The following is a 22,039-nucleotide window of genomic DNA, read 5'->3' on the forward strand; positions in this document are numbered from 1 at the left end:
GGTCGGCGGCGCGCGGTCGCCTACCCCTCGACGGTCACGTCGAGGTGGACCGTCCTGTACGCGTTGTCGGCGGACGGCTCGTTCGGCACCTCGCCGTCGTACAGCAGGACCCGGAGCCGCAGGTTCTCGCCCGTCATCGACGGCGTCGCCTCCGGTTCGATCCGCACCGTCTCGCCGTCCGGGACGGTCGCCTCGAAGCGCCCGATCTCGTCTTCCGCTTCGACGGTCGTCCCGTTCGAGGACAGCCGTTGAAGCGTGACCACCCCGGTGTACTCCGCGCGGTCCCCTTCGTGATTCGCGACCGCGACGGTGACGGGGACGGACTCGTCGCCGGCGTACTCCGTCTCGAACCCCTCGGCGACGAGTTCCCCGTCCTCGTTCTCACTGAGCAGGTACAGCTCCGTGAACGACTCGTTTCCGGGGTCGGCGACCGCGGTGAAGCCGACGCTCGCGACGAGCAGCAGTACGCCGGCGGCGACGAGCGCGTTCAACAGCAGTTCGGCGTCGTTCTGCGGGGCGAACGGCGAGGTGGAGCGCAGCGACGCGGACTGCTTGCGGAGGAAGCCGTCGACGGCGGCGAGGGATCCTCCGCCCTCGACCCGGAACTGCCGGTCCGCCGGCAGGCGGAGCCGAGCGACGGTGGTGGCCACGGCGAACACGCCGATCCAAGCGACGACGAGGCCGAGGACGGGTTCTCGGGAGACGCCGAGGCCGGTGACGTCGGCCGCGAACGCGAGCAGGGGGACGACGCAGACGCTCAACAGCACGGAGAGGACCGCCCGTTCGAGACCGTCGAGCGCGCGCGCACGGTCCGCGTCGCGCTCCGTCGCCGCGCGGCCTGGGTACAGCGTCGCCGCGAGGACGTACCCCGGCAGGAACAGGACCATCGCGATACCGAAGAGGACTCGGAGCGGTCCGAACCCGACGTCGGTCGCGATAGCCCAGGCGGCGACGGCGCCGAGCAGCAGCACGAGCACGAGGTCGGCGAAAGAACGAAATCCGTTGCCCATCGTAAGCGTCCGTCTCTCGGCGCCGGCGACGTATCTATATCGGGAGCGTAAACCCGACTCTCGGTCGGTCCGCCTGGGCGAGTCAGACGTCTGTGACGAGCTCCCCGTCCGCGTACACCGCCACCGGTCCGGCCGCCTCGAACGAGGACGCCACGCCGATACAGCTGTACGAGTCCGCTTCGTCGGTCGTGCGGCCGGCGACGGTGCCGTCCGAGCGGACCTCGTCGAAGTCGTTTATCGTCCCCCCGTAGGCCGTGGACTTCGCGACGCTGCCGGTCACCTCGAACTCGTAGCGGACGGTCTCGCCCTTCCCGACGACCGTCAGGACGTTCGGCCCGATAAGCTCGGGGGGAACCGACTCCCCGTTGATCGCGACATCCACGTCGTCGGTCGCCTCGAAGTCCGTAAGGACGCCGTCGAAGGCGTACGCGTCCGGCTCGTCAGTCGCCCGCCCGGTGACGGTGCCGTTGTCGGCGATCGCGTCGCCGTCGTCAACCGCCGCGTCGCCCGCGGCCGATCTCTCGACGTCGCCGTCGACGGTGAACTCGTAGCGCGCCGCCGAGCCGCCGCCGCCGATCGTGATGCGGTCCCCGTCCGTCGGCGGGGCGTCGGCGGCCCCCCCCGCCTCGCCGCCGGCGGTCCCGGCCGCCTCGCCGCCGTCGTCACCGACCGCTTCGCCCTCGGTCGGCCACGCACAGCTCCCGTCCGTCGAGACGCCGTCTCTGTCGACCGACGAGTCGCCGTCGAGGACGATCGCTTCGCCGGGCACCGACACCGTCGAGTCGCTGACGACGTTGTCCGCGCTGTCGTGGAAGACGATCCCGGCGCGGTCTTCGCCCGACTGCTCGACGCAGACGTTCCTGAGCTCGTTGTCGTCGCGGGCGAACTCGACCGGCGCCACGCGGTCACCGGCACCCGTGATCACCGTGTCCTCGATCGTCCGGCTCCCCACCTCCGCCTCCGTCGCCGGGTCGACGTGGATCGCGTAGCTCGTCCGCGTGCCGCCGGAGCCGACCGTCGTGTACCGCGGCCCCACGTGGATCGCCGTGTCGCGGACAGTGAACGACCCGCCGCTGAACGCGCCGACGACGCCGCCGGTCCCGCGGCCGCTGATCATTCGGATCTCGCAGTCCTCGATCGCGACCGGTCCGGGGCCGTCGGCCACTCGGACGGCGCGGCAGTTCCCGTAGTCATCGGGCGGGTCGTCGACCCTGAACGTCGCGCCCGTCACGGTGCTTCCGGGCGCGCCGAGCCGAACGCTCGCGACGTTGTTGTTGCGGTAGAGCCCGCCGTCGACGTGGACCGCTCCCGTCCCGAGCGAGCCGTAGACCCCGTTGTTCGCGAACAGCTCGACGTGGCAGTCCCGGTAAGTTATCTCCCCGACCGGATCCGTGTAGATGCCGACGCTGTCGCCGCCGTCCGCGGCCCGGAGCCTCTCGACGGTCCCCGTTCCGTCCGCCTCGATGACCCGGAACCCGAACGCGGCCGTGCCGGCGTCGTGGTGGCCGCGTTTCGTCACGTCGCGAACGACGAGCCCGTCGTACGCGTGAACGGTCAGCGACGAGCCGACGCCCTCCCCGGTGTTGTCGATGACGAAGTTCTCGACGCGGACGTCCCGGTTGTTCGTCCCCGCGATCCACGTGCGCGGGTCGTACTCGTCGCCGGGGACGAGGACCGCCTCTCCGGTCCCGACCATCGCGAAGTTCGTCAGTCCGTACAGGGTGAGGTCGTTGACCCTGTATCGCCCCTCGGGGAACTCGATCCGTGTGTCGTCGCCCGCGTGGTCCGCGAACACGTCGTCGATCGGCTCGGTCCCCGTGTCGTCCGCGCCCGCCTCGACGATGTCGACGACCTCGACGTGATCCGAAGCGACGGCCGTTCCGCCGGGGACGGCGGACGCCGCGACGCCCGCCCCCACCGTCTTGATGATCCCTCGGCGATGCAACAGCGAACGCGTACCCTCTTCAGACATCGTGCGGCCACAGACGCCTGTGCGGGATGGTAATCGTTCGCGTAAATCGGGGGTGTTCCGCCGCCCGCTCCGCCGCTCACATCGGCTGTGTGACAGCCGTCGCTTATCGGTTTGCTAATCCGTCCGGACGCCGCGGTCTCACTCGCGGGCGGCGCCGCGGAGCCGGTCCGAGCCGCGCAGGCAGGCGCGACCGACGCCGGCCCCCGCGACGGCGACCCCGTAACTGCAGAGCAGAAACGGGGGCCAGTAGAGCCGGAACGCGAACTGGGGGACGACGCGCTCCCCGACGACCGTGAGCGCGACGAACAGCGCGTATCCCGGCGCGGCGAGCGGCGAGTGCAGCCGCGCGTCGAGCGTCCCGAGGACCAGCGGCACCGTGAGCAGTGAAAAGAGACACACCACGCCGGGTCCCGCGACGACGGTCCACCACGTGCCGCGGTCCGCAATCGCGTCGTCACGGTCCGCAATCGCGGCGCCGCGGTCCGCAATCGCGTCGTCACGGTCCGCAATCGCGGCGTCGCGGTCCGCTCCCGGCCCTCCGTCGCTCTCGCTCGTCACGTCGTCGCCTGCGGTCGTCATATCGCCGACCCCCGTCGTTCGATCCCGTGCCGGGACAGCAACCGTTCGGCGATCAGCTCCGTCCACCGGACCTGCGTGTCGACGTCGAGGTAGAACTCCGTGAGCTCGACGAGCACGCCGGCGGTGTCGAGGTCCGCGCTCACCTTGTGGATCAACAGGGGAGACGTCCCCCCCAGCGTGTTGCCGCGCCGGAACCGGTGGGCCCACATCGACGCCGGGACCACCGCCTCGTTCACGCGGTCGGCGACGGCGTCCGCGTCGCTCGTCGCGCCGCCGGCCGCGGTCGGAAACAGCGCCTGCCCGACCCACCGGCCGTGCGTCCCGTAGATCCCCCGCGACCGGTGGAGGTCGACGACGACGTCCGGGTCCGCGGCGGCGACGAGTTCCCAGAGACTCCGCGCGAGCGGCGTCTCGGGCTCCCCGCCGATCGAGAACTGTCGGTTGAGGTCGCCGTCCGGCCCCTCGCGCTCGTTCCGGCGAACGGCGACGACGTTCGCCCACGGCACGACGACGACGGACCCGTTCGTCACCTCCCACTCAGCGATCCGTTCCGCGGCCCGATAGCCGCTCACCTCGTTTCCGTGGACCCCGCCGACGACGACCGCCGTCGGCCCGCTGTCGTCGGAGCCGACCTCGAAGTAGGGGGTTTCCCGTCTCGTCCCCGGGCGCACCGCTCCGGTCTCGACCGTCGTCTCCGCCGCCGGCGACGGCGGGCGCGGCTCGGGATCGTCGCCGGTCGTCGCACCGCGCGTTGCACCGACCCTCGCACCGCGCGTTGCACCGACCGTCGCGCCGGCCACCACGGAGCCCGCTACCGTCACTCCCGCGGCGAGCACCGCCCGTCGTTTCATGTCCGGTTCACGCCCCCACAGACACGTTATTACAGCGATGGTAACCCCGGTGCGGCGGTGATCGAGGTCAGCGATCGCGCTCCGCCCGGTCCGCCGTCAGTCGCCGAACAGCCGGCGGCCCCGCGTCCGGGCGGCCTCGATCGCGTCGGGCAACGGCGGCGTTCCGTCCGCCGTCCACAGGGCCACGGTCGCGAGGAGCGTCGCGGCTTGCACAGCTACGTACGGCGTCGGATCGAGCGTGACGATCGACGCGAGGTACTCCGCGAAGTAGTGATCGAAGCCGGCGCCGAGGCTGACGTGACCGTCGGGCGGGGCGGATCCGAGCGGCCAGAGGAGGCGGTCGGCGACGAGTGCGCCGCTCCGAACGCTCGCGGGCAGCAGGTCGCCGAGCAGGTGCGACGCGTACCCGACCGCGAAGCCGTCCGCCGCCGCCGAGCGGTCCGCGTTCCGCGAGAGGGCGACGACGCCGACGAGCAGCGGAGCCGCGACGAACACCGAGTGCCCGAGCGCGGACCCCGTGGCGAACACGTCGAACTCCCACGCGAGCGGCTTATCGATCACGTCCGGAAGGACGGCCGCCGTCGCCATCGCGACAGTCGACGTCGCCTCCGGTGACTCCCCGTGTCTGACGCGCGTGTACGCCGAGTAGAGCAGATAGCCGAACGCGACGTGTTCCCATGGCCACATCGATCGCCGTTGGGCCCTCCCTCCGAAAAGTACGGCTTTGGTAATCCGATTCCGACCCGCGAGGCCGGAGACCGCTCCGGAATCGGACGGTATGATCGGTCGTTTACCACCCGCATAATAAGACCGGTTACGATCGAATTATCGACCGTGACGGGAGACGGAACCGACCGAGACGTCGAGCGGCTCACGGAGGCGATGAACGTAATCTCAAAGAAATGGCATCCGGTCATCGTCCAGCGACTGTTCACCGACGGGTCGCTACGGTTCAGCGAGCTTCAGGAACGCCTAGAGGGGATCTCGTCGAAAGTCCTCACCGAGAGCCTCGAGGAGCTCGTCGACAACGGGCTCCTCGACAGGACCGTCGTGAGCGAATCCCCGAAACGAGTCGAGTACAGCTTGACCGACGACGGGCGCGATCTGCAGTCGATACTCTCCTCGCTGGCCTCTTGGGGGGAACGGTACCTCGACCCCGACCCGACCGTCCTCGTCGTCGACGACGACCCGCGGCTCGTGGACATGTACGCCGGCTGGTTGGAAGAGGAGTACGAGGTCAAACGGGCGTATCACGGGGAGGGCGCGCTCTCTGAGCTGTCCGAAGACGTCGACGTCGTGCTGCTCGACCGCCGGATGCCCGGCATGTCCGGGGAGGACGTCCTCGCACAGATACGCGACTGGGGGTTCGACACGCGGGTGATCATTCTCACCGCGATCACTCCCGACTTGGACATCCTCGACATGTCGTTCGACGCGTATCTCACGAAACCGGGATCGAAAGAGCAGCTCACGCAGATGGTCACGGACGTGTTGACGAGGGACTCCTACGACGACAGGACGCAGGAGTACCTGGTGTTGAACGCGAAGCGAGCGCTGCTCGAAAGCGAGTTCGTGGCGACGGAGCTGGCGCGTGACGACCGCTACGAGCAGCTGCTCGACCGACTGGCGACGCTCGAGTCGGAGATCGACGACCCGACCGAGGGGCTCGACGACGCGGACCGGCTCGTCGCGACTCTGGAACCGGACGGCGACTCATGACGCGGTCTCATCATCTCACAACAACGCATGACTGACGATACGGCTCTATCCGTGCTGCTGATCGAGGACAATCCCGCGGACGCGCGAATCGTTCGGGAGCAGTACAAAACGGCGAAGGAGACGGGTCTTTTCGCACGCGTACTCGATAAAAGCGAGTTCGAGAGCATCCGGTTTACCCACGAGGAGGACCTCGACCGAGGAACGGCACGCCTCCGTGAGGGAACGTACGACGTCGTTCTCCTCGATCTCCAGCTTCCCGACAGCGAAGGCGCCGAAACGGTCGACGCCGTGGTCGACGTCGACCCGAACGTCCCCGTCGTGGTTCTGACCGGGATGCCGGAACAGCGGCTCGGCGGTGAAGCGATTTCGAGAGGGGCGCAGGACTACCTCGTGAAAGGGAAGCTGACCCCCGAACTGCTGCTTTTGACCCTCCAGTACGCGATCGAACGAAAAAAGCGGGAACGAATTCTCAGGCGACGCTCGGATCGGCTCGCGATCCTGAACCGCCTCACCCGCCACGACGTTCGAAACGACGTGAGTCTCATCGTCGGTCGGGCCTCGGAGCTGACCGATCACGTCGATCCGCGCGGACAGTCGATACTCGAGGAGATCAGACAGTCGGGCAACCACATCCTCGAGTTGACGGATATGATCGGTCAGGCCCTCGACGCGATGGCCGACGATCAGGACCCGCTCGGCGACGTGAACCTCGAGGCGCTCCTCGAGAACGAAGTCGAGAAGGCGACCCGCCTGCACGGGGGCGCGGAGGTGACGCTCGGGTCCGTCCCCGAGGCGTCCGTCAAGGCGAACGAACTCCTCTCGTCCGTCGTCGCGAACCTCGTCAACAACGGGGTGGTGTACAACGACAAGGAGACGCCGACCGTCCACGTCGACGCGGTGGCCGAGGGCGACACCGTCACGATCAGGGTCGCCGACAACGGGACGGGGATCCCGAAACACCGGCGCGAGGCCGTTTTCTCCGAACGGACGAACGGGGCCGAAAGCGCGGGACTCGGCGTGGGGCTGACCCTCGGCCACCAACTCGTCACTCAGTTCGGCGGCGAGATGTCCATCGAGGACAACGACCCCGACGGGACGGTGTTTCTCGTCTCGCTTCAGCGGGCCGAGGCCTCGGCCGGCCTCGTGTGAACTCCGTCGAGACAGTCACGGCGGTCGTCGCGGTCCGCCCGTTCGCCGGCGAGAGTATTCCCTGACGCGTGGCCGCGTCGCCTCCCCGACTGGCTATCGACGGGGACGCGACGCAGACGTTCGAGGAACCACCGTCTATCGGAGGCTGGACTCGCTCCTCGAAGAAAAAGTGAATTCCCGCGCGACCCTCGCCGCCGCGTCGGTTATCCTTCGGTTTCGCTGTCGGTCTCGTTGCCGGTTTCGCTATCGGTCTCGTTGCCGGTTTCGCTATCGGTCTCGTTGCCGGTTCCGCTGTCGGTCTCGTTGCCGGTTCCGCTGTCGGTCTCGTTGCCGGTTCCGCTTCCGCTTTCCTCGTCAGTGCCGGTGCCGCTCTCGTCGTCGGTGCCGGTGCCGCTTTCGTCGTCAGTGCCGGTGCCGCTTTCGTCGTCGGTGCCGGTGCCGCTTTCATCGTCGGTGCCAGTTCCGCCGTCGGTGCCGGTTCCGGTTCCGCCGGTGGAGCCGTTTCCTGTCCCGTCTGACGGCCCTTCCGGTTCGTCCGAACAGCCGGCGAGGCCGACGACTCCGGCCGCACCGACGAGGCTAACGAACTTCCGGCGATCGAGTTCTTTTCGTACCATGGGTTGAACCCATCGACCCATCCGTGCTCCTTGCCCATTGCTACGAGTCAGGTAAGCGGATAATCGCGCTGTTAATGATCAGCGGGACGGTGAAACCCGGTGTAACTGCGCGGTACGACGGTCGAAACGGCGATGGGCCGCGAACGAGTGGTGTCGGTTCCGAGGCGACGGCGCTCTCGGTCGACGAGCCGCGGTCCAGCCGTCCGAATCGACCGGTTTTGCACGTCGGCGACCGGTCGAACGCGCACGCGGTTTCCCTCGTCTTACCGCGGGGTAACCGAACCGGTTACGCGAGTGTTGTCAGAGGTATATGTAGTTGGTCGTCCCGGTTTCTCGTACAGATGAGCAACAGTCGGATATCGTCCGGACGTCCGCAGGCAGAGTTCCCCGCCGAGCGATCGACCCCCACGGAGCCGTCAGTGGACCCCACGGATCGGTCCGTCGGCGAGCGGGCACGCCGGGCGGCGATCCAGGTCTGTAAGGGGTACCGAGCACACGACGACCGCGCCCGGTCAGCCGCGGTCGACGCGTTCGCGTTCGTCGATGACGCGCAGTTCGAACACCTCGACGCGGCCGAAGCCCGCTCCGCGGCGACCGCGCTCGTCGACGCCCTCTGGGCTAAAGACGACGTCGAGGGGTCGTTCGTTTCCGACGGCGTCGTCGAACGGCCGGCCGCCCTCTCGGCCGCCGAGTGGGACGACGTCGAGTCGCCCCTGCGTCGCCGCGCCCGCATCGTCGGAATGGACGAGGCGTACGGTCGACTGACGACCGAGAGCTGGAAACGGCACAAAGTCGGCGGAGAGTACTCCCGCCCCGCGCTGGAGGCCCAGCGCATCGAGGTCGCCGCCGCGATCGGAACCGAGGAGTATCCGACGAAGGACCGCGCGGGCCGGAGCGGCTTCGGCGAGCTCCCGGCGAGATACCTCGTCGCGATCGAGCTTCACGACGACCGGAACAACCGGTCGTCAGATCGGGCCATCGACGTGATGACGCCGTACTTCGAGACCATTCTCGCGGCGCACGAGGGCGACGATGTCTGACTGCTCGCCGGACACCCACCTCGTCGCGGCGAGGGAACTGCTGGTCGCGGTCGGACAGCGACACCCCCACATGCCGTCGGAACAACGGGCGCTCGTTCAGGAGGCGATCGAACACGTCGACCGGGTGCAGGACGCCAGAGGGCGAGATCGATGACCGGCGAGGACTCGGTGGGCGATCGGCCTGCTCCAGCCGACGAGACGAACATGGACTGGCCCGTCTTCAGCATCCGCCACACGTACTGTCCGGAAGACGTCGCTCCGAGCGTTTCCTTCGAGCCGAACGAGCTCGTGATGTACGACACGTCATCCGACATCGACGGTCGCTGGATATCCGCGTCATACGGTTCTCACACGCCGATATCAGACGTTCGGTGATCCGACCCGCAACCGCCGACGCCCGGCGCGCGTCTGCGACGGGTTCCACTGGCGGAGTTTGAATTTCGGCGTCGTTATCGACTCACGGTGTTGTTTTCCACTCTCGACGGCGTTGTCGACTCTCGGCGGCGTCGCTGACTCACTTCGTTCGCCCCCGACAGAGCCCGCTATTCGACCACGAAGATAGCGCCGTCGGCCCGAATTTGGAGCGTGAGGTCGGAGACGACGAGAGACAGTTGCGCGTCTTCGCCGCCCGCCTCCGACGTGAACAACCGATCGAGCGCGTCGGGATCGACGATGCGCTGTATCCCGACGTCGAACTGCTCCGGTCGCCGATCGGTGACGATGGCGACCGCGTGCGTGCACCGCGTGAGTTGCTCCTCGTCGGCACGCCAGTCAGGCGGGAACCGGTGGACGTACTCGTCCTCCGACGGAGAGGGAGGCCCGTGATAGTTGGGATCCATACCCGAAACATCGGTTCTGTTCTTGTTAATCTTTGCCACCGTACAGGTAACCGCCCCGGTGACTTCGTGGTAACGACCCCGATTCGGCGTCGGTTCGTCGCCGTTTTCGGCGCGAATCCGACGAAACTGGATGCAATCCGCTCGAACCGATTCCCATAATTATAACAGCACGTCACCTAAGACAGAGCCGAGTCACGCAGGTGGCTGTTGGTCGACATGGACAAGGACACCACTCACTCCGGGACGGTGCTGATCGCAGAGCACCATTCGCCAACCATCCGTCTCCTCGAGCTCGCGTTCGAGGAGGTCGCACCGGAAGTCACCGTCGAGTTCGTGAACACGGGAACCGCCGCGATCGAACGGCTGGCGAGCGTCGAAGACGGCGCCAGACGCCCGGAACTCGTGCTTCTCGATCTCAACCTCCCGCTGAAAAGCGGGCACGACGTCCTCAGATGGCGTATGGGCTCGGACGACGTCGGCAGAATCCCGGTCGTCGTCGTCTCGGACACGTCGGACCCCACCGCCGCACGTCTGTGTTACGATCTGAACGCCCAGGCGTTCATCAGTAAACCACAGGGCTGGGAGGGGTTCCTCGACCTCACGAGCGTGCTCGTGAAACACTGGTTCCAGTACGCGGAGAGCCCGGCGATCCAGTTCCCCTCCGACGGCGCGCAATCGGAATTCGAGCCGACGGAGCGGTGAGCCACCGGACCGACGACAGCGCTCGCGTCTCCCGAGCCGCCTCGTCGACCGCGACCGGAGGCATTAGATCCCACTTAAGTATGGGAGCGACGCGACTACCGCGGCACTGAATGCAAGTCATCGTCCTAGCGGCCGGTCGCGGCACCCGGATGCGTCCCCTCACCGAGAACGTCCCGAAGCCGATGCTGCCCGTGGGGTCGGCTCCGATGGTGGAACGCGTCGCGGAGGCGGCCGTCGACGCCGGCGCGGAACGGCTCGTCTTCGTGGTCGGCTACGAACAGGCGTCGGTCCGCGAGCACTTCGGGTCGCGTTACGAGGGGGTTCCGGTGACGCACGTCGAACAGGACGAACTGCTCGGCACGGCGGACGCCGTGCGGGCCGCGGCCGACCACGTGGAGGGTCAGTTCGCCGTCCTTAACGGCGACAACATGTACGACGCCGAGAGCCTCCGCCGGCTGTTCGACTCCGGCCCGGGCATCGGCGCGTACCGCGTCGAGACCCCCTCGAACTACGGTGTCCTCCGGACGCGCGGTGACGCGGTAGAGGGGCTCGTCGAGAAGCCGTCCGACCCGCCCTCGGACTTGGTGAACGCCGGCGCGTACGTGTTCCCGGCGGACGCGACCGCCCTCCTCGACGTTCCGAAGAGCGAGCGCGGCGAGTTCGAGCTGACCGACGTGGTCAATCGCGTCATCGACGACCGGCCGGTGTCGTTCGTCGAGTTCGATCGATGGAGCGACGTCGGGCGCCCGTGGGAGCTCCTCGAAGCGACCGCGTCGGAACTGGAGCGGCAGCCGCGGCGGCTCGACGGCTCGGTTCATCGGGAGGCGACGGTCTCCGGGAACGTCGTCGTCGAACCCGGCGCGTCGGTGAAACGCGGGGTCACGATCGAGGGCCCCGTCCGGATCGGGGCCGGGAGCACCGTCGGGCCGAACGCATACCTCCGCGGCGCGACGTATCTCGGCGCCGACGTCCGCGTCGGGAGCGGCGTGGAGATCAAAAACAGCGTCCTCATGGCCGGGACCGCCGTCCCGCACCTCTCGTACGTCGGGGACAGCGTTCTCGGTCGCGACGTCAACCTGGGTGCCGGAACGAACGTCGCGAACCTCCGACACGACCGTGAGCCGGTGAACCACACGGTGAAAGGCGACCGGGTGTCGACCGGCCGTCGGAAGTTCGGCGCCGTGATCGGGGACGGCGCTCGAACCGGGATCAACACCAGCCTCGACCCCGGCGTCACCCTCTCGGCGGGCGCGACGACGACGCCGGGGGAGCGCGTTTCGCGCGACAAATAGCCCGTCGCGTCCTCACCGTCAGGGGTCGTCTGTCGCGCCGTCGTCGTCGCCGGCAGCCGCGTCACGCTCGTTGCGGGCGGATTTACTAGGGCGATAATAACGGCCGGAGAGCGCGAACCCTCCCCTATCACACAGCGGGGACTCCAGTTCCAATGACACAACCAAACCGACGGCGACAGTCGTCGAGCGACAGTATCGACCGCCGGCTCCAGCAGCTGCTGATCGTGTTCGGGATCGGCCTCTTCATCGCGGGGCTGGCGTTCGCCGGATTCTTCGGTGGGGTGGCCGGAGCGATCGGATCGCTCACCGACGGCGGAGCGAGCACACCGGACGCGGGTGACACGTCCGAGCCGCCGACCGCCCCGGACGACGACGGGACGGAAAACGAATCGTCACCGGACGGGGGCGACGGCGAGACCACGGCGGACGAGGACGGGAGCGACGGTGAGACCACGGCGGAGGATGAGACCGGCGCGCCCGAGTTCGACGTGGTCGAGCTCAGTGTCTCCGAGGAGGCGACGGCCGGCGAGGACGCAACCGTCGAATACACCGTCACGAACGGCGGCGATGCCGACGGTTCGACCGATGTCAGCGTCAGGCTCGGCGATGAGCGGGTCCGGTCGTACTCCGTCAGCATGGACCCCGGCGAGGAGGAGACGTACCGTCACAGCGTCGACACGGACGGGGACGACTCCGGGACGTCCCGGGTCTTCGTCGAAACGGATCACGACAGCCAGGACGCCCGGATCGATCTGACGGAGAACGACAGCGAGAACGGCGACGACCGCGCCGATGGGGATAATCGTCACAACGGCGACGACCGCGCCGGTGGGGATAATCGTCAAAACGGCGACGACCGCGCCGGTGGAAACGACAGCGACGACGGCCGGAACAACGACGACGAGAACGACAGCGACGACCGCGCCGGTGGAAACGACAACGACGACGGCCGGAACAACGACGACGAGAACGACAGCGACGGGAACGACGGCGACGACAGCCAGACCAACGGTGGAAACGATAACAGCGACGACAGCCAGACCAATGATGGCGGAAATAGTAACGCCGGTAGCCGGAACAGCGGTGACGGAAACACCGATGACGGCGGAGACGGGGACACTCGCCCCGCCGAATTCAACGTGACCGGGCTCAACGCCCCCGAGGACGCGACGGTCGGCGAAACGGTCTCCGTCGAGTACACCGTCGCCAACGATGGCGGATCCGACGGCTCGACCGACGTCGATCTCTCGTTTGGCGACGAACAGGTCCAGTCGGACTCCGTCAGCGTGGACGCCGGCGAGCAGGAGACGTCTCGACATACGGTCAACACGAGCAGATACGACCCCGGAACGCGCCGGGTCGTCGTCGACACTGGCGACGACACGCGTGAGATTCAAATCGAACTGACGGAGAACGACACAGATGACGGAAACGCGACGGACAATGTAACCACGACCGACGGCGAAAACGCGACAGACGGCGGAAACACGACTGATAGCGGGAACACGACTGATAGCGGAAACGCGACAGACGGCGGAAGCGCGACAGACGATGTGAATGCGACCGACGGAGGAAACACGACTGATAGCGGGAACGCGACCGACGGCGGAAACGCGACTGATGGCGAAAACGCGACGGACGATGTAACCACGACCGATGGCGGAAACGCGACCGATGGCGGGAATACGACGGACAATGGGAATGCGACTGACGGCGGAAATGCGACTGACGGCGGAAATGCGACCGACGGCGGAAACGCGACCGATGACGGGAATACGACGGACGATGACGGGAATACGACGGACGATGACGGAACCACGAGCGACGACGGTGGAATTCTCGGAACAGACCTCTTCGCCCCGCTAGCCTCCCCGCTATCAACTGCCTAAAAGACGGTGAGAGCGGGCGATACGCCCGATCGCAACTCCGGGGAGGCGAGCGAAAACGGTGCGGCGTTTTGCCACGGCTGCTATCCTGTCACGACCACTGGGCGATCGGGTTCGGACGGGCGTCTCCGCTCTGGGAACGACGTCGCACGGAGGTCGAGAGGCGGTCCGGAGGCGCCGCCTCAGTCCAGGCTGAACAGCGATTCCGGATCGTGATCGGTCCCCGTCGCGCACTCGAGCCACACGAGCGCGTCGTTGATCCGGAGCTTGATCCGCGGCGGTAATCGGTGTACGTCAGGTGAGTCCGGAAAGAGCCGCTCGTCCATCCCGGCGGCGGCGTAAATCTCGTCTCGGTCGGGCCACGGCGTTCCCGGCGCGTCGACGCCCGGGAGGGTTCGCCTGAGGAACCCCTCTATCTGGTTCAGCATGTACGACTCGTGCGGCCGGTCCGGCGGTCGATGCCTCAGGATATCGTCGTCGATGAGCCCCAGCGCCCGCTGGAACGTCTTCCCGTTCCGGTGCTCTGGCGGCGTCGAGAGGTGCCAGTCGAGTATCTCCGCGTCGGCCGCGATGAGGCTCTCGACGTGGTTGTCGGCGATCTGCGTTCGGAAGGGGAGCGCCGGCGTGAGCTGGATTCCGAGCATCGCCATCGCGTTCAACGTCGAGTCGCACCGCTGGCCGTAGCTCTGGATGGCGGTCGTGACCGACTCCTCGAACAGCTCGTCGACGGTCCCGTCCCAGTCATCGCCGCCCGCGAGCGGCGCCCCGTCGCCCCAGAAGCCGAGCCGCGTCCGGTAGTGGTCGACCGGGTCGGGATCCGACTCCAGCCCCCCGATCGGGAGCGAGTGACCGACGGCGTCGATCGTGCGGGACGGGACGTAGTGGTCGCGCAACACGGTGTCGAGGAACAGCCCGTGGTACATCTTCGACGGCGTGAGCGCGTCGCGGTTGCCGCGGTGGTGGATGTGGAGCGATTCCCGTATCCCGCCGGTGTACCGGACGACGTCCGGGTCGGCGTCGAGGTAGCGGTCCGTCACCGGCAGCAGTTCGTGGTCGACGCCGTACTGCGTCGCGACCTCCCGGGCGACTCGCACTTCGGGCGCCGTGGGCGTCCCGAGGGTGTAGCTGACGTCGATGTCCGACACCGTCGCGAGCAGCAGCCGCGAGTCGTAGCCCGCGCTCGCCAGCGCACCCGCGGACGCGCCGTCGCCGTCGCGACGGGCGACCGCACGCTCCAGCCGTTCCGCGAGGTCAGCCGCGTGGTCCGCCTGCGAGCCGTCGCGCGGTCGATACACGAAGCGTTCCAGTTCCGTCGTCGACCGCTCGCCGAGCGCGGCGTCGAAGGGGACCCGCCGCAGTCGTTCGAGCAGCGTCCTGTTCTCGAAGCTCACGCCGAAGTGGACGAACTGGTTCAGCGCGCGGTCGTCGATCGACGGGTCCTCGACGAGCCGCGCGACGCCGACCGGGTCGGTTCCGAACGCCCGGTACCCGTCTCGGTCCGTGACGTAACACTCCACGGATCGGAGGAGGTCCGGGGCGATCGCAGCGGTCCCGTCGTGCTCCACGGCGACGAGATAGGCGCCGTTGAGCTCGTCGAACGCGTCGGTCCCGACGGCCGCGAACCGTTCGTAGACCCACTCGGCCGCGTCGATATCCGTCGACTCGGGCGGGAACAGCTCGCCCCAGACGACACAGCAGCCGTCCGGGCCCTCGTACACGTGACACCGTTCGCGGTGGCGGCCCTCGCTCCCGCGGAGGCCGATCGTCACCGTCTCGCCGGCGACGACCCTGTCGAACTCCGTCGCCGGCCGACTCGCGTCGAGGCGTTCGCGATCGCCGAAGACGCCGAACAGCTCGTCGTTCATCAGCCCCGATTCGCTCGGTGACGAGGTGGTTCCCGGTCGGGATCGGGCCGGTTCGTCATCCGACGGGGGCGTTTCGACTGTGGCGTCGGTCATCGGTCGCATCTCGCGGTCGTGTCGGTGCTCACTGTTAGTTGACCGTCACGCTCTTCGCGAGGTTGCGCGGCTTGTCGATCGGGCGATCCAGTAGCTTCGCGGAGTAGTACGAGACGAGCTGGAGCATGACGTTCGCCAGCAGGCCGTTGAGGTCCGGGTGCGTCGACGGGACGCGGACGACTTCGTCGGCGAAGTCGACGTCGATCCCCTCGCCCGCGACGGCGATCACGTGCGCGCCCCGCGACTGGGCTTCCGTCGCGTTGATGCGGGTCCGCTCGTCGTTCTCTCCGGTGAAGAGGGCGAACACCGGGACGCCGTGGGTCACGAGCGCCAGCGGGCCGTGCTTCAACTCGCCGGAGGTGAACCCCTCGGCGTGTTCGTAGGTGATCTCTTTGTACTTCAGCGCGCCTTCGAGCGCGACTGGGTACGCGAGTCCGTGGCCGATGAAGAAGTACTCCTCCTGATCGGTGTACCGCTCGCAGAGATCGGTGACGCGCGAGGTGGACACGACGTCGTCGATCTGCCCAGGGAGCCGGGAGAGCGCCGCCACGAACTCCTGCGTGTCGTCTCGCGGGGTCGCGCCATCGATGTCGGCCGCGAACTCCTCGGCGAGCATCGCGAGCGTGACGACCTGCGAGGAGAACGTCTTGGTCGCCGCGACGCCGATCTCCGGACCGGCCCGGATGTACACCGTCGAATCCGCCTCCCGCGAGACGGTCGACCCGACGACGTTCGTGACGGCGAACGTCCGGGCTCCGTCGCGTTTCGCGGCGTTGAGTGCGGCGAGCGTGTCCGCCGTCTCGCCGCTCTGCGTGACCGCGATGACCAGCGTTTCCTCGTCTTTCGGGACGGTGTCCCCGTACTGGCTCGCCCGGTACGACGTCGCTCGGATGCCCCTTTTGTTCAGGATCCTCGCGCCGTACATCGCGGCGTGGTACGACGTTCCACAGGCGACCAAGTGGACCTCCTGAACGTCGGCGAACGACCCGTCCGGGAACGACTCGAACTCGATCATCCCGCCGTCCGGATCGGCCCGCCCTTCCAAGGTGTCGGCGAGGGAGGTCGGCTGCTCTTCGATCTCCTTGATCATGAAGTGATCGTACCCTCCCTTGCCGGTCTCGCCCGCGCTCCACTCGACCGTCTCGACCGGTCTCTCCCGCTCCGTCCCGCCCCGTTCGAGGAACGAGTAGCCGTCCGGGGAGACGGTGAGAACGTCGCCGTCTTGGAGGTACACCACCTGATCGGTGTGTTCGAGAAACGCGGGCACGTCGCTCGCGAGGTAGTAGCCGCCCGCCTCGGCGTCGTCGCCGATCCCGAGCACGAGCGGGGAGCCTTCCCGCGCCGCGTATACGGTCTCTGACCCCTCGATCAGGACGGCGATAGCGTAGCTCCCCGCTATCCGGTCTACCGTCTTCCGGAACGCCGTCTCGGGGCCGTCACCCCGGTCGAGGTACCGTTCGATGAGGTGGGCGACGACCTCGGTGTCCGTGTCGCTGGTGAACCGGTATCCGCGGCCGCGGCACTCCTCTCGGAGGGTCTCGTAGTTGGAGATGATCCCGTTGTGGACCACCGCGACGTCCTCAGACCCGCTCGTGTGCGGGTGGGCGTTCTCGTCGGTCGGCGGCCCGTGGGTGCTCCAGCGCGTGTGCCCGACGGACATCTCCCCATCGGGGAGCCCGCGGGAGAACCGCTCTTCGAGGTCGCTGATCTTCCCGGCGCGCTTGCGCACTGCGATGCCCTCGGCCGTGCTGACGGCCACCCCGGCGGAGTCGTACCCCCTGTACTCGAGGTTCTTGAGGCCGCTCAGAACGCGGTCGGCCGAGTCGTCGACCCCCACGCACCCGATGATACCGCACATCTCAGTGCTCACCCCTTCGGACGGGAGGCGTTCGACGTTCGTCGCGGGCTGTCGTCGTTCTCGGGCCGGGCGCTCGAGCGGTGTCCGACGTCGGCTCATTGGAGACTGCCATGCGTACCACGGCCTATCGGTGTTATCGGGGATTACTATCGAGAGGCTAAGCGGGCGACTTTCGGTCGTTCGAAATCGTTCGCTCGGACGCCGCCCGCCCGGAATCGCTTACTCGGACGATAACCGAGCGCCGTCGGTCGCGAGAAGGGCGCTGTAGATCGAGTGCAGATCGGTCGCCATACGCTCCGCCGTATGCGCTCTCACGCGCTCGCGGCCGTTCGATCGGCCGGCGGACCGGAGCGTCGCGTCGAGCGCGTCGGCCAGTTCGTCGTCGGTGTCGGCGACGTGGCTGTTCTCCACGTCGGCGAGCGTCTCGGCCGCGAACCCGACGTCGGTCGAAACGACCGGCACGTTACAGGCGGCCGCTTCGCGGACGACCATCGGACCGCTCTCGCGCTCGGAGGTAACGAGGAGGACGTCACAGGCGTTCATGAGGTAGGGCATCTCTTCGTACTCGCGCCCGTGGATCGCCTTGATCTCCGCGTTCACCACGGCCTCGGAGACGACCCGCTGTGCGCGTTCGAAGTCCTTCACGTCCCGGTCCGTGTCGTACGGGAAGAGGACGAACCGCTTCGACTGGTCCCACCCGAGCCGTTTCCGCGCCTGGGTCCGGTCGATGGGCCTGAACAGCTCGAGGTCGACGCCGAACGGGACGACCTCGTGGTCGCAGTCCAACCGCCGAGAGACGGCTTCATTCGGGGCGATGACAGCGTCGCTGTGTCGAGCGGCGAATCGGGTGACCCGGTCGAGCCGGTTCGAGTATCCCATCACTTCCGACCCCCACAGCGTCAACACGACCGGGCGAACCGGCTGTGCGAGCGCGAGCGGCCCGACAAGCCCGTAGTTCGCGTGGACCAGATCGTACGACCCGCTCGCCTCGGCGAGGACGTCGCCGTACGTCTCCGCGTACGCGCTGATCCCGCGGGGGTCGCCCTCGGCGGCGTCGCCGCGGACGACGAGCGTCGTGCAGTCGACGCCGCGTTCCTCCAGCGCGTCGACCTGCTGGGTGAAAAACGCCTCCTCGGACGACGCCAGCTGCAGGACGCTGAGGTCCGTCACGCCGGCACCCCCTCCACGCCGAGTGCCCGCAGTATCGAGCGGTGCGGGTCCGTCTTCTCGTCGAGCAGGCGGTCACGCCGCGCCTCGAAGTCATGGTCCTCGTCACCGTTCAAGACGCGTTCAGCCGTCTCGATCGCCCGGTCGTGTCGGAACGAGCCCTGACAGTTGTACAGCAGCCCGTATCGCGCCTCGAGCTCGTCGGTGTACCCCATCCGGAGCGTGTTGACGTACACCGCGGGCGTGCCGAGCACGGCGCTCTCGGCCGCCATCGTCGCCCCCTCACCGAGATACACGTCCGCGTGCGCGAGCAGGTGGTGGACCTCCTCCGGCGGGACGTCGAGGGCGCGATCGTCGAGATCGCTCGACGTCTGCACCTCCGAGGTCACCCGGACCTGCGCGCCGGCCGCCTCCAGCCGTTCGACGACGTCGGTCACGTCGGCCATCCCCCCGGCGCCGACGTCGTGCATCGCGTCCCAGTCGGTGAGCCGGACGACCGCGAGCGGCTCGGCGGGGTCGACTCCCGCCGCCTCCGGCACGCTCGGGTCCGGGTCGAACCGGTTCGGATGCAGGTACGCGAGTTCGTGATAGCCCGCGTATCGGGCGTGTTTGGGGCCGAAATCCCGATGGAAACAGTCCGGCGTGTGGATCGCGTCGGCGAACGGCCTCGTGAGCGCGTTCGACAGTCTCGCGTGTTCGGTGTCGGTGAACGCGACGGTTCTGGCGCCGGCCACCGTCCCCGCGTGGGACGCGGAGAGGCCGCCGATACCCGTCACGACGTCCGGGCGAAACCGGAGCAGTCGACGGAGCAGTCGGGATTCGAACAGCAGCTGCGACGTCACGAGACCCCCCATCGACCCGTTTGCGGTGTCGGTCAGCACGGTGTGCTCGATGCCGAACGCGTCGAGCAGCGCGGTCGTTATCTCCGAGTCGCGAACGTAGACCCGCGTCTCGTGGGCGGTCGGTTCGAGCGCCTCGATGACGTGCCGGTAGAAATGCACGTGCGGCGGTCGTTGGATCGTCACGGCGATCTTCATGCTTCCCCCGCCGGGACGGTCGTCCCGCCGCGATCGGTCGCGCTCCGACGGGCTCGGGAGGCCGTCGAGCTCATAACCGTCGGTACTCGTAGCCGGCCCGGCCGATCTCGTCCCTATCGGCGACGCCGTCCACGTCGACGAACACCGGGTCCGAATTGAGCGATTCGGCCACCCGCTCGTAGTCGAGATCGGCGAAGGCGTCGTGCGGGGTCGCCAGCACGATACCGTCGAAGTCGTCGAACGAGCCCAGGGTCGCCGTCTCGGTCCCGAACGCGTCGGCGATCACCTCGTCGTCGACCACCGGGTCACAGACCGCGCAGTCGACGTCGTACTCGCCGAGCGCGGCGACGAGGCTCTTCACTTCCGACGTTCGAATATCGCCAACGTTCGGTTTGTACGCGGCTCCCAGGATCAGCAGCCGGGCGTCCCTCGGGACCGTTCCCACCGCGTTGAACGCCTTGACCGTGACCTCCGCGACGTGTTTCGGCATGTACTCGTTGACCTCCCGTCCCTGGAAGATGAGCTTCGGAGAGAACCCGGCCCGCTCGGAGCCGTGGGCGAGGTAGAGCGGGTCGACCGGGATGCAGTGGCCGCCGACGAGGCCGGGACTGTAGTCGTGGAAGTTCCACTTGGTCGCGGCGGCGTCGATCACCTCGCTCGTGTCGAGGCCGAGGTGGTCGCAGATGATGGCCATCTCGTTCATCAGGGCGATGTTGAGGTCGCGCTGGACGTTCTCGAGCACCTTCGCCGCCTCGGCGGTCTCGATCGAGGGCGCCCGGTAGACCCCGGCGTCCACGGCGGAGTCGTACAGGGCGGCGAGCTCCTCGAGCGACCTCGCGGTGTCGGCGCTCACGATCTTGACCGCCTCCTGCAGCGTTCGCCCCTGATCCCCGGGCGAGAGCCGCTCCGGCGAGTAGCCGACGTGAAACTCGTCGCCGAGCGTGAACCCGGAACCCTCCTCCACGATCGGCGCCACGGTGTCCCGCGTGACGCCGGGGTACACCGTCGACTCCAACACGATCGTCGTGTCCTCGCTCACGTGTTCGGCGACGGTCTCCGCCGCGCTCCTGACGAACGCGAGCTCGGGGTTCTGCCCGCTGTCGAGCGGTGTCGGAACGGTGATGAGGACGTAGTCGGCGTCGCGGATCGCCGTCGGGTCGTCGGTGAACCGGATCTGGCTGTCGGCGATCCGGTCGTCTCCCAGCTCCTCCGTGGGGTCGCGGTCGTTCCGGAACTCCGCGACTCGGTCCGGGTCGATATCGTAGCCGACGATGTCGTACCCCTGCTCGTCGAACGCGACCGCGAGCGGGACGCCGACGTAGCCGAGCCCGACGACACACACCGTCGCGGACTCGACGTCGGGCGCGCGGTCGGCCGTCGACCGCTCGTCCGCGGCGCGTTCGACGACGCCGTCGGCGTAGCTTCGCTCGCGGCTCGTGGAAGGCGTCTGGTACATGTTACACCGAGTTCCGCTGCCGGAGTGCGTTCGGAAGCGGTTCCGTGTCCGCCGGGCTGCCGACGGCGAGCTCCTCGGCGCCCACGTCGTCCGTGACGACGGCGCCGGCGGCGACGAACGCGTCCTCCCCGACGGTGACGCCCGGAAGAACGGTCGCGTTCGCCCCCACGCTGACGCCGTCTTCGAGAGTCGGTCCCTCGAGGTCGGTCTCCGCTCGCACCGGGTACGGGTCGTTCGTGAGGACCGCGTGCGGACCGACGAAGACGTCGTCGCCGATCGTCGTCTCCGACGGGACGTACGCCCCGGTCTGGATGCTCACGTCCGACCCGACCGTCGTCCGCCCGTCGATCACGGCCTTCGTCCCGAGGAGGACGTCGTCGCCGATCCGGGTCTCCTCGCGGACGAGCGCGTCGTGACCCGTCTGAAACCGGTCGCCGACGACCACGTCGGCGTAGACGACCGTCCCCGACCGAACGGTCGCTCCGTCGCCGATAACCGCGGGCGGCGCGGACTCGTCGTGGACGTAGCCGACGAGACGGGGATCGTCGATCGCGACGTCGTCGCCGAGCACGACGTTGGGTTCGCTCATCCGATCCGGGTCGTCGCGCGGTCGGTCTGAGTCGCCGCGTATCCAGTCAGGCTCGTCGCGTATCTGGTTTGGCTGGTCGCGTCTCCGGTCTGGCTCGTCGCGCATCCGCTCGGGTTCGTCACGCATCCGGTCACCGCTCGTCCGCCGATCGGCGGATGTACACGAGGAGCGTGACGGTGACGAGAGCGATACCCGCGGCGACTGCTGATTTCGAAGGCATACTCGTCACACCATTCCCCGTGACGGGGGATTATTATGGGGGCCCATAGGTCAGTCGCGAGTCGGCGAATCGCGCTTACGAGTGTCGTAAGGGCCCGC

The 22,039-nt window shown here is 67.9% G+C and carries 21 protein-coding genes; 8 read left to right on the forward strand and 13 right to left on the reverse strand.

The window, feature by feature from the left end; all coding sequences use genetic code 11:
* Positions 1 to 20: 20 nt before the first annotated feature.
* From DJ74_RS11925 to DJ74_RS11945, 5 genes are all read right to left on the reverse strand, one after another.
* Positions 21 to 1,010 carry a DUF1616 domain-containing protein gene (locus DJ74_RS11925; RefSeq protein ID WP_094527388.1) on the reverse strand — a complete coding sequence of 330 codons (990 nt, stop codon included), beginning with the start codon at positions 1,008 to 1,010 and terminating at the stop codon, positions 21 to 23.
* Between the two features lie 82 nt (positions 1,011 to 1,092).
* On the reverse strand, positions 1,093 to 2,982 hold the full coding sequence (locus DJ74_RS11930; RefSeq protein ID WP_176451344.1) for a hypothetical protein: 1,890 nt from the start codon (positions 2,980 to 2,982) through the stop codon (positions 1,093 to 1,095).
* A gap of 138 nt (positions 2,983 to 3,120) precedes the next feature.
* Positions 3,121 to 3,561 carry a hypothetical protein gene (locus tag DJ74_RS19420; protein ID WP_212589826.1) on the reverse strand — a complete coding sequence of 147 codons (441 nt, stop codon included), beginning with the start codon at positions 3,559 to 3,561 and terminating at the stop codon, positions 3,121 to 3,123.
* Positions 3,558 to 4,412 carry a succinylglutamate desuccinylase/aspartoacylase family protein gene (locus DJ74_RS11940; protein ID WP_094527389.1) on the reverse strand — a complete coding sequence of 285 codons (855 nt, stop codon included), beginning with the start codon at positions 4,410 to 4,412 and terminating at the stop codon, positions 3,558 to 3,560. Before DJ74_RS11940 ends, DJ74_RS19420 begins: the two co-directional genes overlap by 4 nt.
* A 96-nt stretch (positions 4,413 to 4,508) precedes the next feature.
* Complete coding sequence (locus DJ74_RS11945) at positions 4,509 to 5,099, reverse strand: metal-dependent hydrolase (RefSeq protein ID WP_094525754.1); 591 nt, start codon at positions 5,097 to 5,099, stop codon at positions 4,509 to 4,511.
* 147 nt (positions 5,100 to 5,246) lie between these two features.
* Between DJ74_RS11945 and DJ74_RS11950 the strand changes: the two genes are divergently transcribed.
* Positions 5,247 to 6,131, forward strand: coding sequence for a winged helix-turn-helix transcriptional regulator (locus DJ74_RS11950; RefSeq protein ID WP_241881413.1), 885 nt, complete (start codon positions 5,247 to 5,249; stop codon positions 6,129 to 6,131).
* Between the two features lie 27 nt (positions 6,132 to 6,158).
* On the forward strand, positions 6,159 to 7,280 hold the full coding sequence (locus tag DJ74_RS11955) for a hybrid sensor histidine kinase/response regulator (RefSeq protein ID WP_094525755.1): 1,122 nt from the start codon (positions 6,159 to 6,161) through the stop codon (positions 7,278 to 7,280).
* A gap of 203 nt (positions 7,281 to 7,483) precedes the next feature.
* Here DJ74_RS11955 and DJ74_RS11960 read toward each other — a convergent pair whose 3' ends face one another.
* Positions 7,484 to 7,897, reverse strand: a complete 414-nt coding sequence (locus tag DJ74_RS11960; protein ID WP_094527390.1) for a hypothetical protein — start codon at positions 7,895 to 7,897, stop codon at positions 7,484 to 7,486.
* A 419-nt stretch (positions 7,898 to 8,316) separates the two neighbouring features.
* Here DJ74_RS11960 and DJ74_RS11965 point away from each other — a divergent pair, with 419 nt between their 5' ends.
* From DJ74_RS11965 to DJ74_RS11970, 3 genes are read left to right on the forward strand one after another with little or no spacing between them, the layout of a single operon-like run.
* Positions 8,317 to 8,937 carry a hypothetical protein gene (locus tag DJ74_RS11965; protein WP_141212532.1) on the forward strand — a complete coding sequence of 207 codons (621 nt, stop codon included), beginning with the start codon at positions 8,317 to 8,319 and terminating at the stop codon, positions 8,935 to 8,937.
* Positions 8,930 to 9,091, forward strand: a complete 162-nt coding sequence (locus tag DJ74_RS19225) for a hypothetical protein (RefSeq protein WP_158217275.1) — start codon at positions 8,930 to 8,932, stop codon at positions 9,089 to 9,091. The genes DJ74_RS11965 and DJ74_RS19225 overlap by 8 nt, the downstream gene beginning before the upstream one ends.
* Positions 9,088 to 9,312, forward strand: coding sequence for a hypothetical protein (locus DJ74_RS11970; RefSeq protein WP_094525758.1), 225 nt, complete (start codon positions 9,088 to 9,090; stop codon positions 9,310 to 9,312). The genes DJ74_RS19225 and DJ74_RS11970 overlap by 4 nt, the downstream gene beginning before the upstream one ends.
* A 167-nt stretch (positions 9,313 to 9,479) precedes the next feature.
* On the opposite strand, the gene DJ74_RS11975 is transcribed toward DJ74_RS11970, so the two are convergent.
* Positions 9,480 to 9,776, reverse strand: a complete 297-nt coding sequence (locus tag DJ74_RS11975; protein WP_094525759.1) for a HalOD1 output domain-containing protein — start codon at positions 9,774 to 9,776, stop codon at positions 9,480 to 9,482.
* Positions 9,777 to 9,992: 216 nt separating this feature from the next.
* Between DJ74_RS11975 and DJ74_RS11980 the strand changes: the two genes are divergently transcribed.
* From DJ74_RS11980 to DJ74_RS11990, 3 genes are all read left to right on the forward strand, one after another.
* Positions 9,993 to 10,478 (forward strand): response regulator, encoded by a 486-nt coding sequence (locus DJ74_RS11980; protein WP_094525760.1) that lies wholly within the window; start codon positions 9,993 to 9,995, stop codon positions 10,476 to 10,478.
* Positions 10,479 to 10,588: 110 nt separating this feature from the next.
* Positions 10,589 to 11,770: a bifunctional sugar-1-phosphate nucleotidylyltransferase/acetyltransferase gene (glmU, locus tag DJ74_RS11985; RefSeq protein ID WP_094527392.1), complete on the forward strand. Its 1,182-nt coding sequence runs from the start codon at positions 10,589 to 10,591 to the stop codon at positions 11,768 to 11,770.
* Between the two features lie 152 nt (positions 11,771 to 11,922).
* On the forward strand, positions 11,923 to 13,659 hold the full coding sequence (locus DJ74_RS11990) for a CARDB domain-containing protein (protein WP_094527393.1): 1,737 nt from the start codon (positions 11,923 to 11,925) through the stop codon (positions 13,657 to 13,659).
* A 179-nt stretch (positions 13,660 to 13,838) separates the two neighbouring features.
* Here DJ74_RS11990 and DJ74_RS11995 read toward each other — a convergent pair whose 3' ends face one another.
* The 6 genes from DJ74_RS11995 to DJ74_RS12020 all read right to left on the reverse strand — a co-directional run bounded on the left by DJ74_RS11995 (position 13,839) and on the right by DJ74_RS12020 (position 21,721).
* Positions 13,839 to 15,521 carry an asparagine synthase-related protein gene (locus DJ74_RS11995; protein WP_094527429.1) on the reverse strand — a complete coding sequence of 561 codons (1,683 nt, stop codon included), beginning with the start codon at positions 15,519 to 15,521 and terminating at the stop codon, positions 13,839 to 13,841.
* 127 nt (positions 15,522 to 15,648) lie between these two features.
* A complete protein-coding gene (gene glmS, locus DJ74_RS12000; RefSeq protein WP_094525763.1) occupies positions 15,649 to 17,472 on the reverse strand; it encodes a glutamine--fructose-6-phosphate transaminase (isomerizing) in 1,824 nt (607 codons plus the stop codon).
* A 219-nt stretch (positions 17,473 to 17,691) separates the two neighbouring features.
* Positions 17,692 to 18,642 (reverse strand): glycosyltransferase family 4 protein, encoded by a 951-nt coding sequence (locus DJ74_RS12005; protein ID WP_094525764.1) that lies wholly within the window; start codon positions 18,640 to 18,642, stop codon positions 17,692 to 17,694.
* The gene (locus tag DJ74_RS12010) at positions 18,639 to 19,676 is read right to left on the reverse strand and encodes a DUF354 domain-containing protein (RefSeq protein WP_094525765.1); all 1,038 of its coding nucleotides are present in this window, start codon (positions 19,674 to 19,676) and stop codon (positions 18,639 to 18,641) included. Before DJ74_RS12010 ends, DJ74_RS12005 begins: the two co-directional genes overlap by 4 nt.
* A 70-nt stretch (positions 19,677 to 19,746) precedes the next feature.
* Positions 19,747 to 21,132: a nucleotide sugar dehydrogenase gene (locus tag DJ74_RS12015; protein ID WP_094525766.1), complete on the reverse strand. Its 1,386-nt coding sequence runs from the start codon at positions 21,130 to 21,132 to the stop codon at positions 19,747 to 19,749.
* 1 nt (position 21,133) lies between these two features.
* Positions 21,134 to 21,721, reverse strand: coding sequence for an acyltransferase (locus tag DJ74_RS12020; RefSeq protein ID WP_094525789.1), 588 nt, complete (start codon positions 21,719 to 21,721; stop codon positions 21,134 to 21,136).
* Between the last annotated feature and the right edge of the window lie 318 nt (positions 21,722 to 22,039).

The sequence above is a fragment of the Halorubrum sp. Ea8 genome (assembly GCF_002252925.1).
Taxonomy (GTDB): domain Archaea; phylum Halobacteriota; class Halobacteria; order Halobacteriales; family Haloferacaceae; genus Halorubrum.

What these genes read in the sequence shown, in the direction of transcription:
- glmS (WP_094525763.1), bottom strand. Translation starts at nt 17,472, where the DNA reads ATGTGCGGTATCATCGGGTGCGTGGGGGTCGACGACTCGGCCGACCGC.
- DJ74_RS11925 (WP_094527388.1), bottom strand. Translation starts at nt 1,010, where the DNA reads ATGGGCAACGGATTTCGTTCTTTCGCCGACCTCGTGCTCGTGCTGCTG.
- DJ74_RS12010 (WP_094525765.1), bottom strand. Translation starts at nt 19,676, where the DNA reads ATGAAGATCGCCGTGACGATCCAACGACCGCCGCACGTGCATTTCTAC.
- DJ74_RS11975 (WP_094525759.1), bottom strand. Translation starts at nt 9,776, where the DNA reads ATGGATCCCAACTATCACGGGCCTCCCTCTCCGTCGGAGGACGAGTAC.
- DJ74_RS12020 (WP_094525789.1), bottom strand. Translation starts at nt 21,721, where the DNA reads ATGAGCGAACCCAACGTCGTGCTCGGCGACGACGTCGCGATCGACGAT.
- DJ74_RS11990 (WP_094527393.1), top strand. Translation starts at nt 11,923, where the DNA reads ATGACACAACCAAACCGACGGCGACAGTCGTCGAGCGACAGTATCGAC.
- DJ74_RS19225 (WP_158217275.1), top strand. Translation starts at nt 8,930, where the DNA reads ATGTCTGACTGCTCGCCGGACACCCACCTCGTCGCGGCGAGGGAACTG.
- glmU (WP_094527392.1), top strand. Translation starts at nt 10,589, where the DNA reads ATGCAAGTCATCGTCCTAGCGGCCGGTCGCGGCACCCGGATGCGTCCC.
- DJ74_RS11940 (WP_094527389.1), bottom strand. Translation starts at nt 4,412, where the DNA reads ATGAAACGACGGGCGGTGCTCGCCGCGGGAGTGACGGTAGCGGGCTCC.
- DJ74_RS11945 (WP_094525754.1), bottom strand. Translation starts at nt 5,099, where the DNA reads ATGTGGCCATGGGAACACGTCGCGTTCGGCTATCTGCTCTACTCGGCG.
- DJ74_RS12015 (WP_094525766.1), bottom strand. Translation starts at nt 21,132, where the DNA reads ATGTACCAGACGCCTTCCACGAGCCGCGAGCGAAGCTACGCCGACGGC.
- DJ74_RS11955 (WP_094525755.1), top strand. Translation starts at nt 6,159, where the DNA reads ATGACTGACGATACGGCTCTATCCGTGCTGCTGATCGAGGACAATCCC.
- DJ74_RS19420 (WP_212589826.1), bottom strand. Translation starts at nt 3,561, where the DNA reads ATGACGACCGCAGGCGACGACGTGACGAGCGAGAGCGACGGAGGGCCG.
- DJ74_RS11960 (WP_094527390.1), bottom strand. Translation starts at nt 7,897, where the DNA reads ATGGTACGAAAAGAACTCGATCGCCGGAAGTTCGTTAGCCTCGTCGGT.
- DJ74_RS11980 (WP_094525760.1), top strand. Translation starts at nt 9,993, where the DNA reads ATGGACAAGGACACCACTCACTCCGGGACGGTGCTGATCGCAGAGCAC.
- DJ74_RS11995 (WP_094527429.1), bottom strand. Translation starts at nt 15,521, where the DNA reads ATGAACGACGAGCTGTTCGGCGTCTTCGGCGATCGCGAACGCCTCGAC.
- DJ74_RS11970 (WP_094525758.1), top strand. Translation starts at nt 9,088, where the DNA reads ATGACCGGCGAGGACTCGGTGGGCGATCGGCCTGCTCCAGCCGACGAG.
- DJ74_RS11930 (WP_176451344.1), bottom strand. Translation starts at nt 2,982, where the DNA reads ATGTCTGAAGAGGGTACGCGTTCGCTGTTGCATCGCCGAGGGATCATC.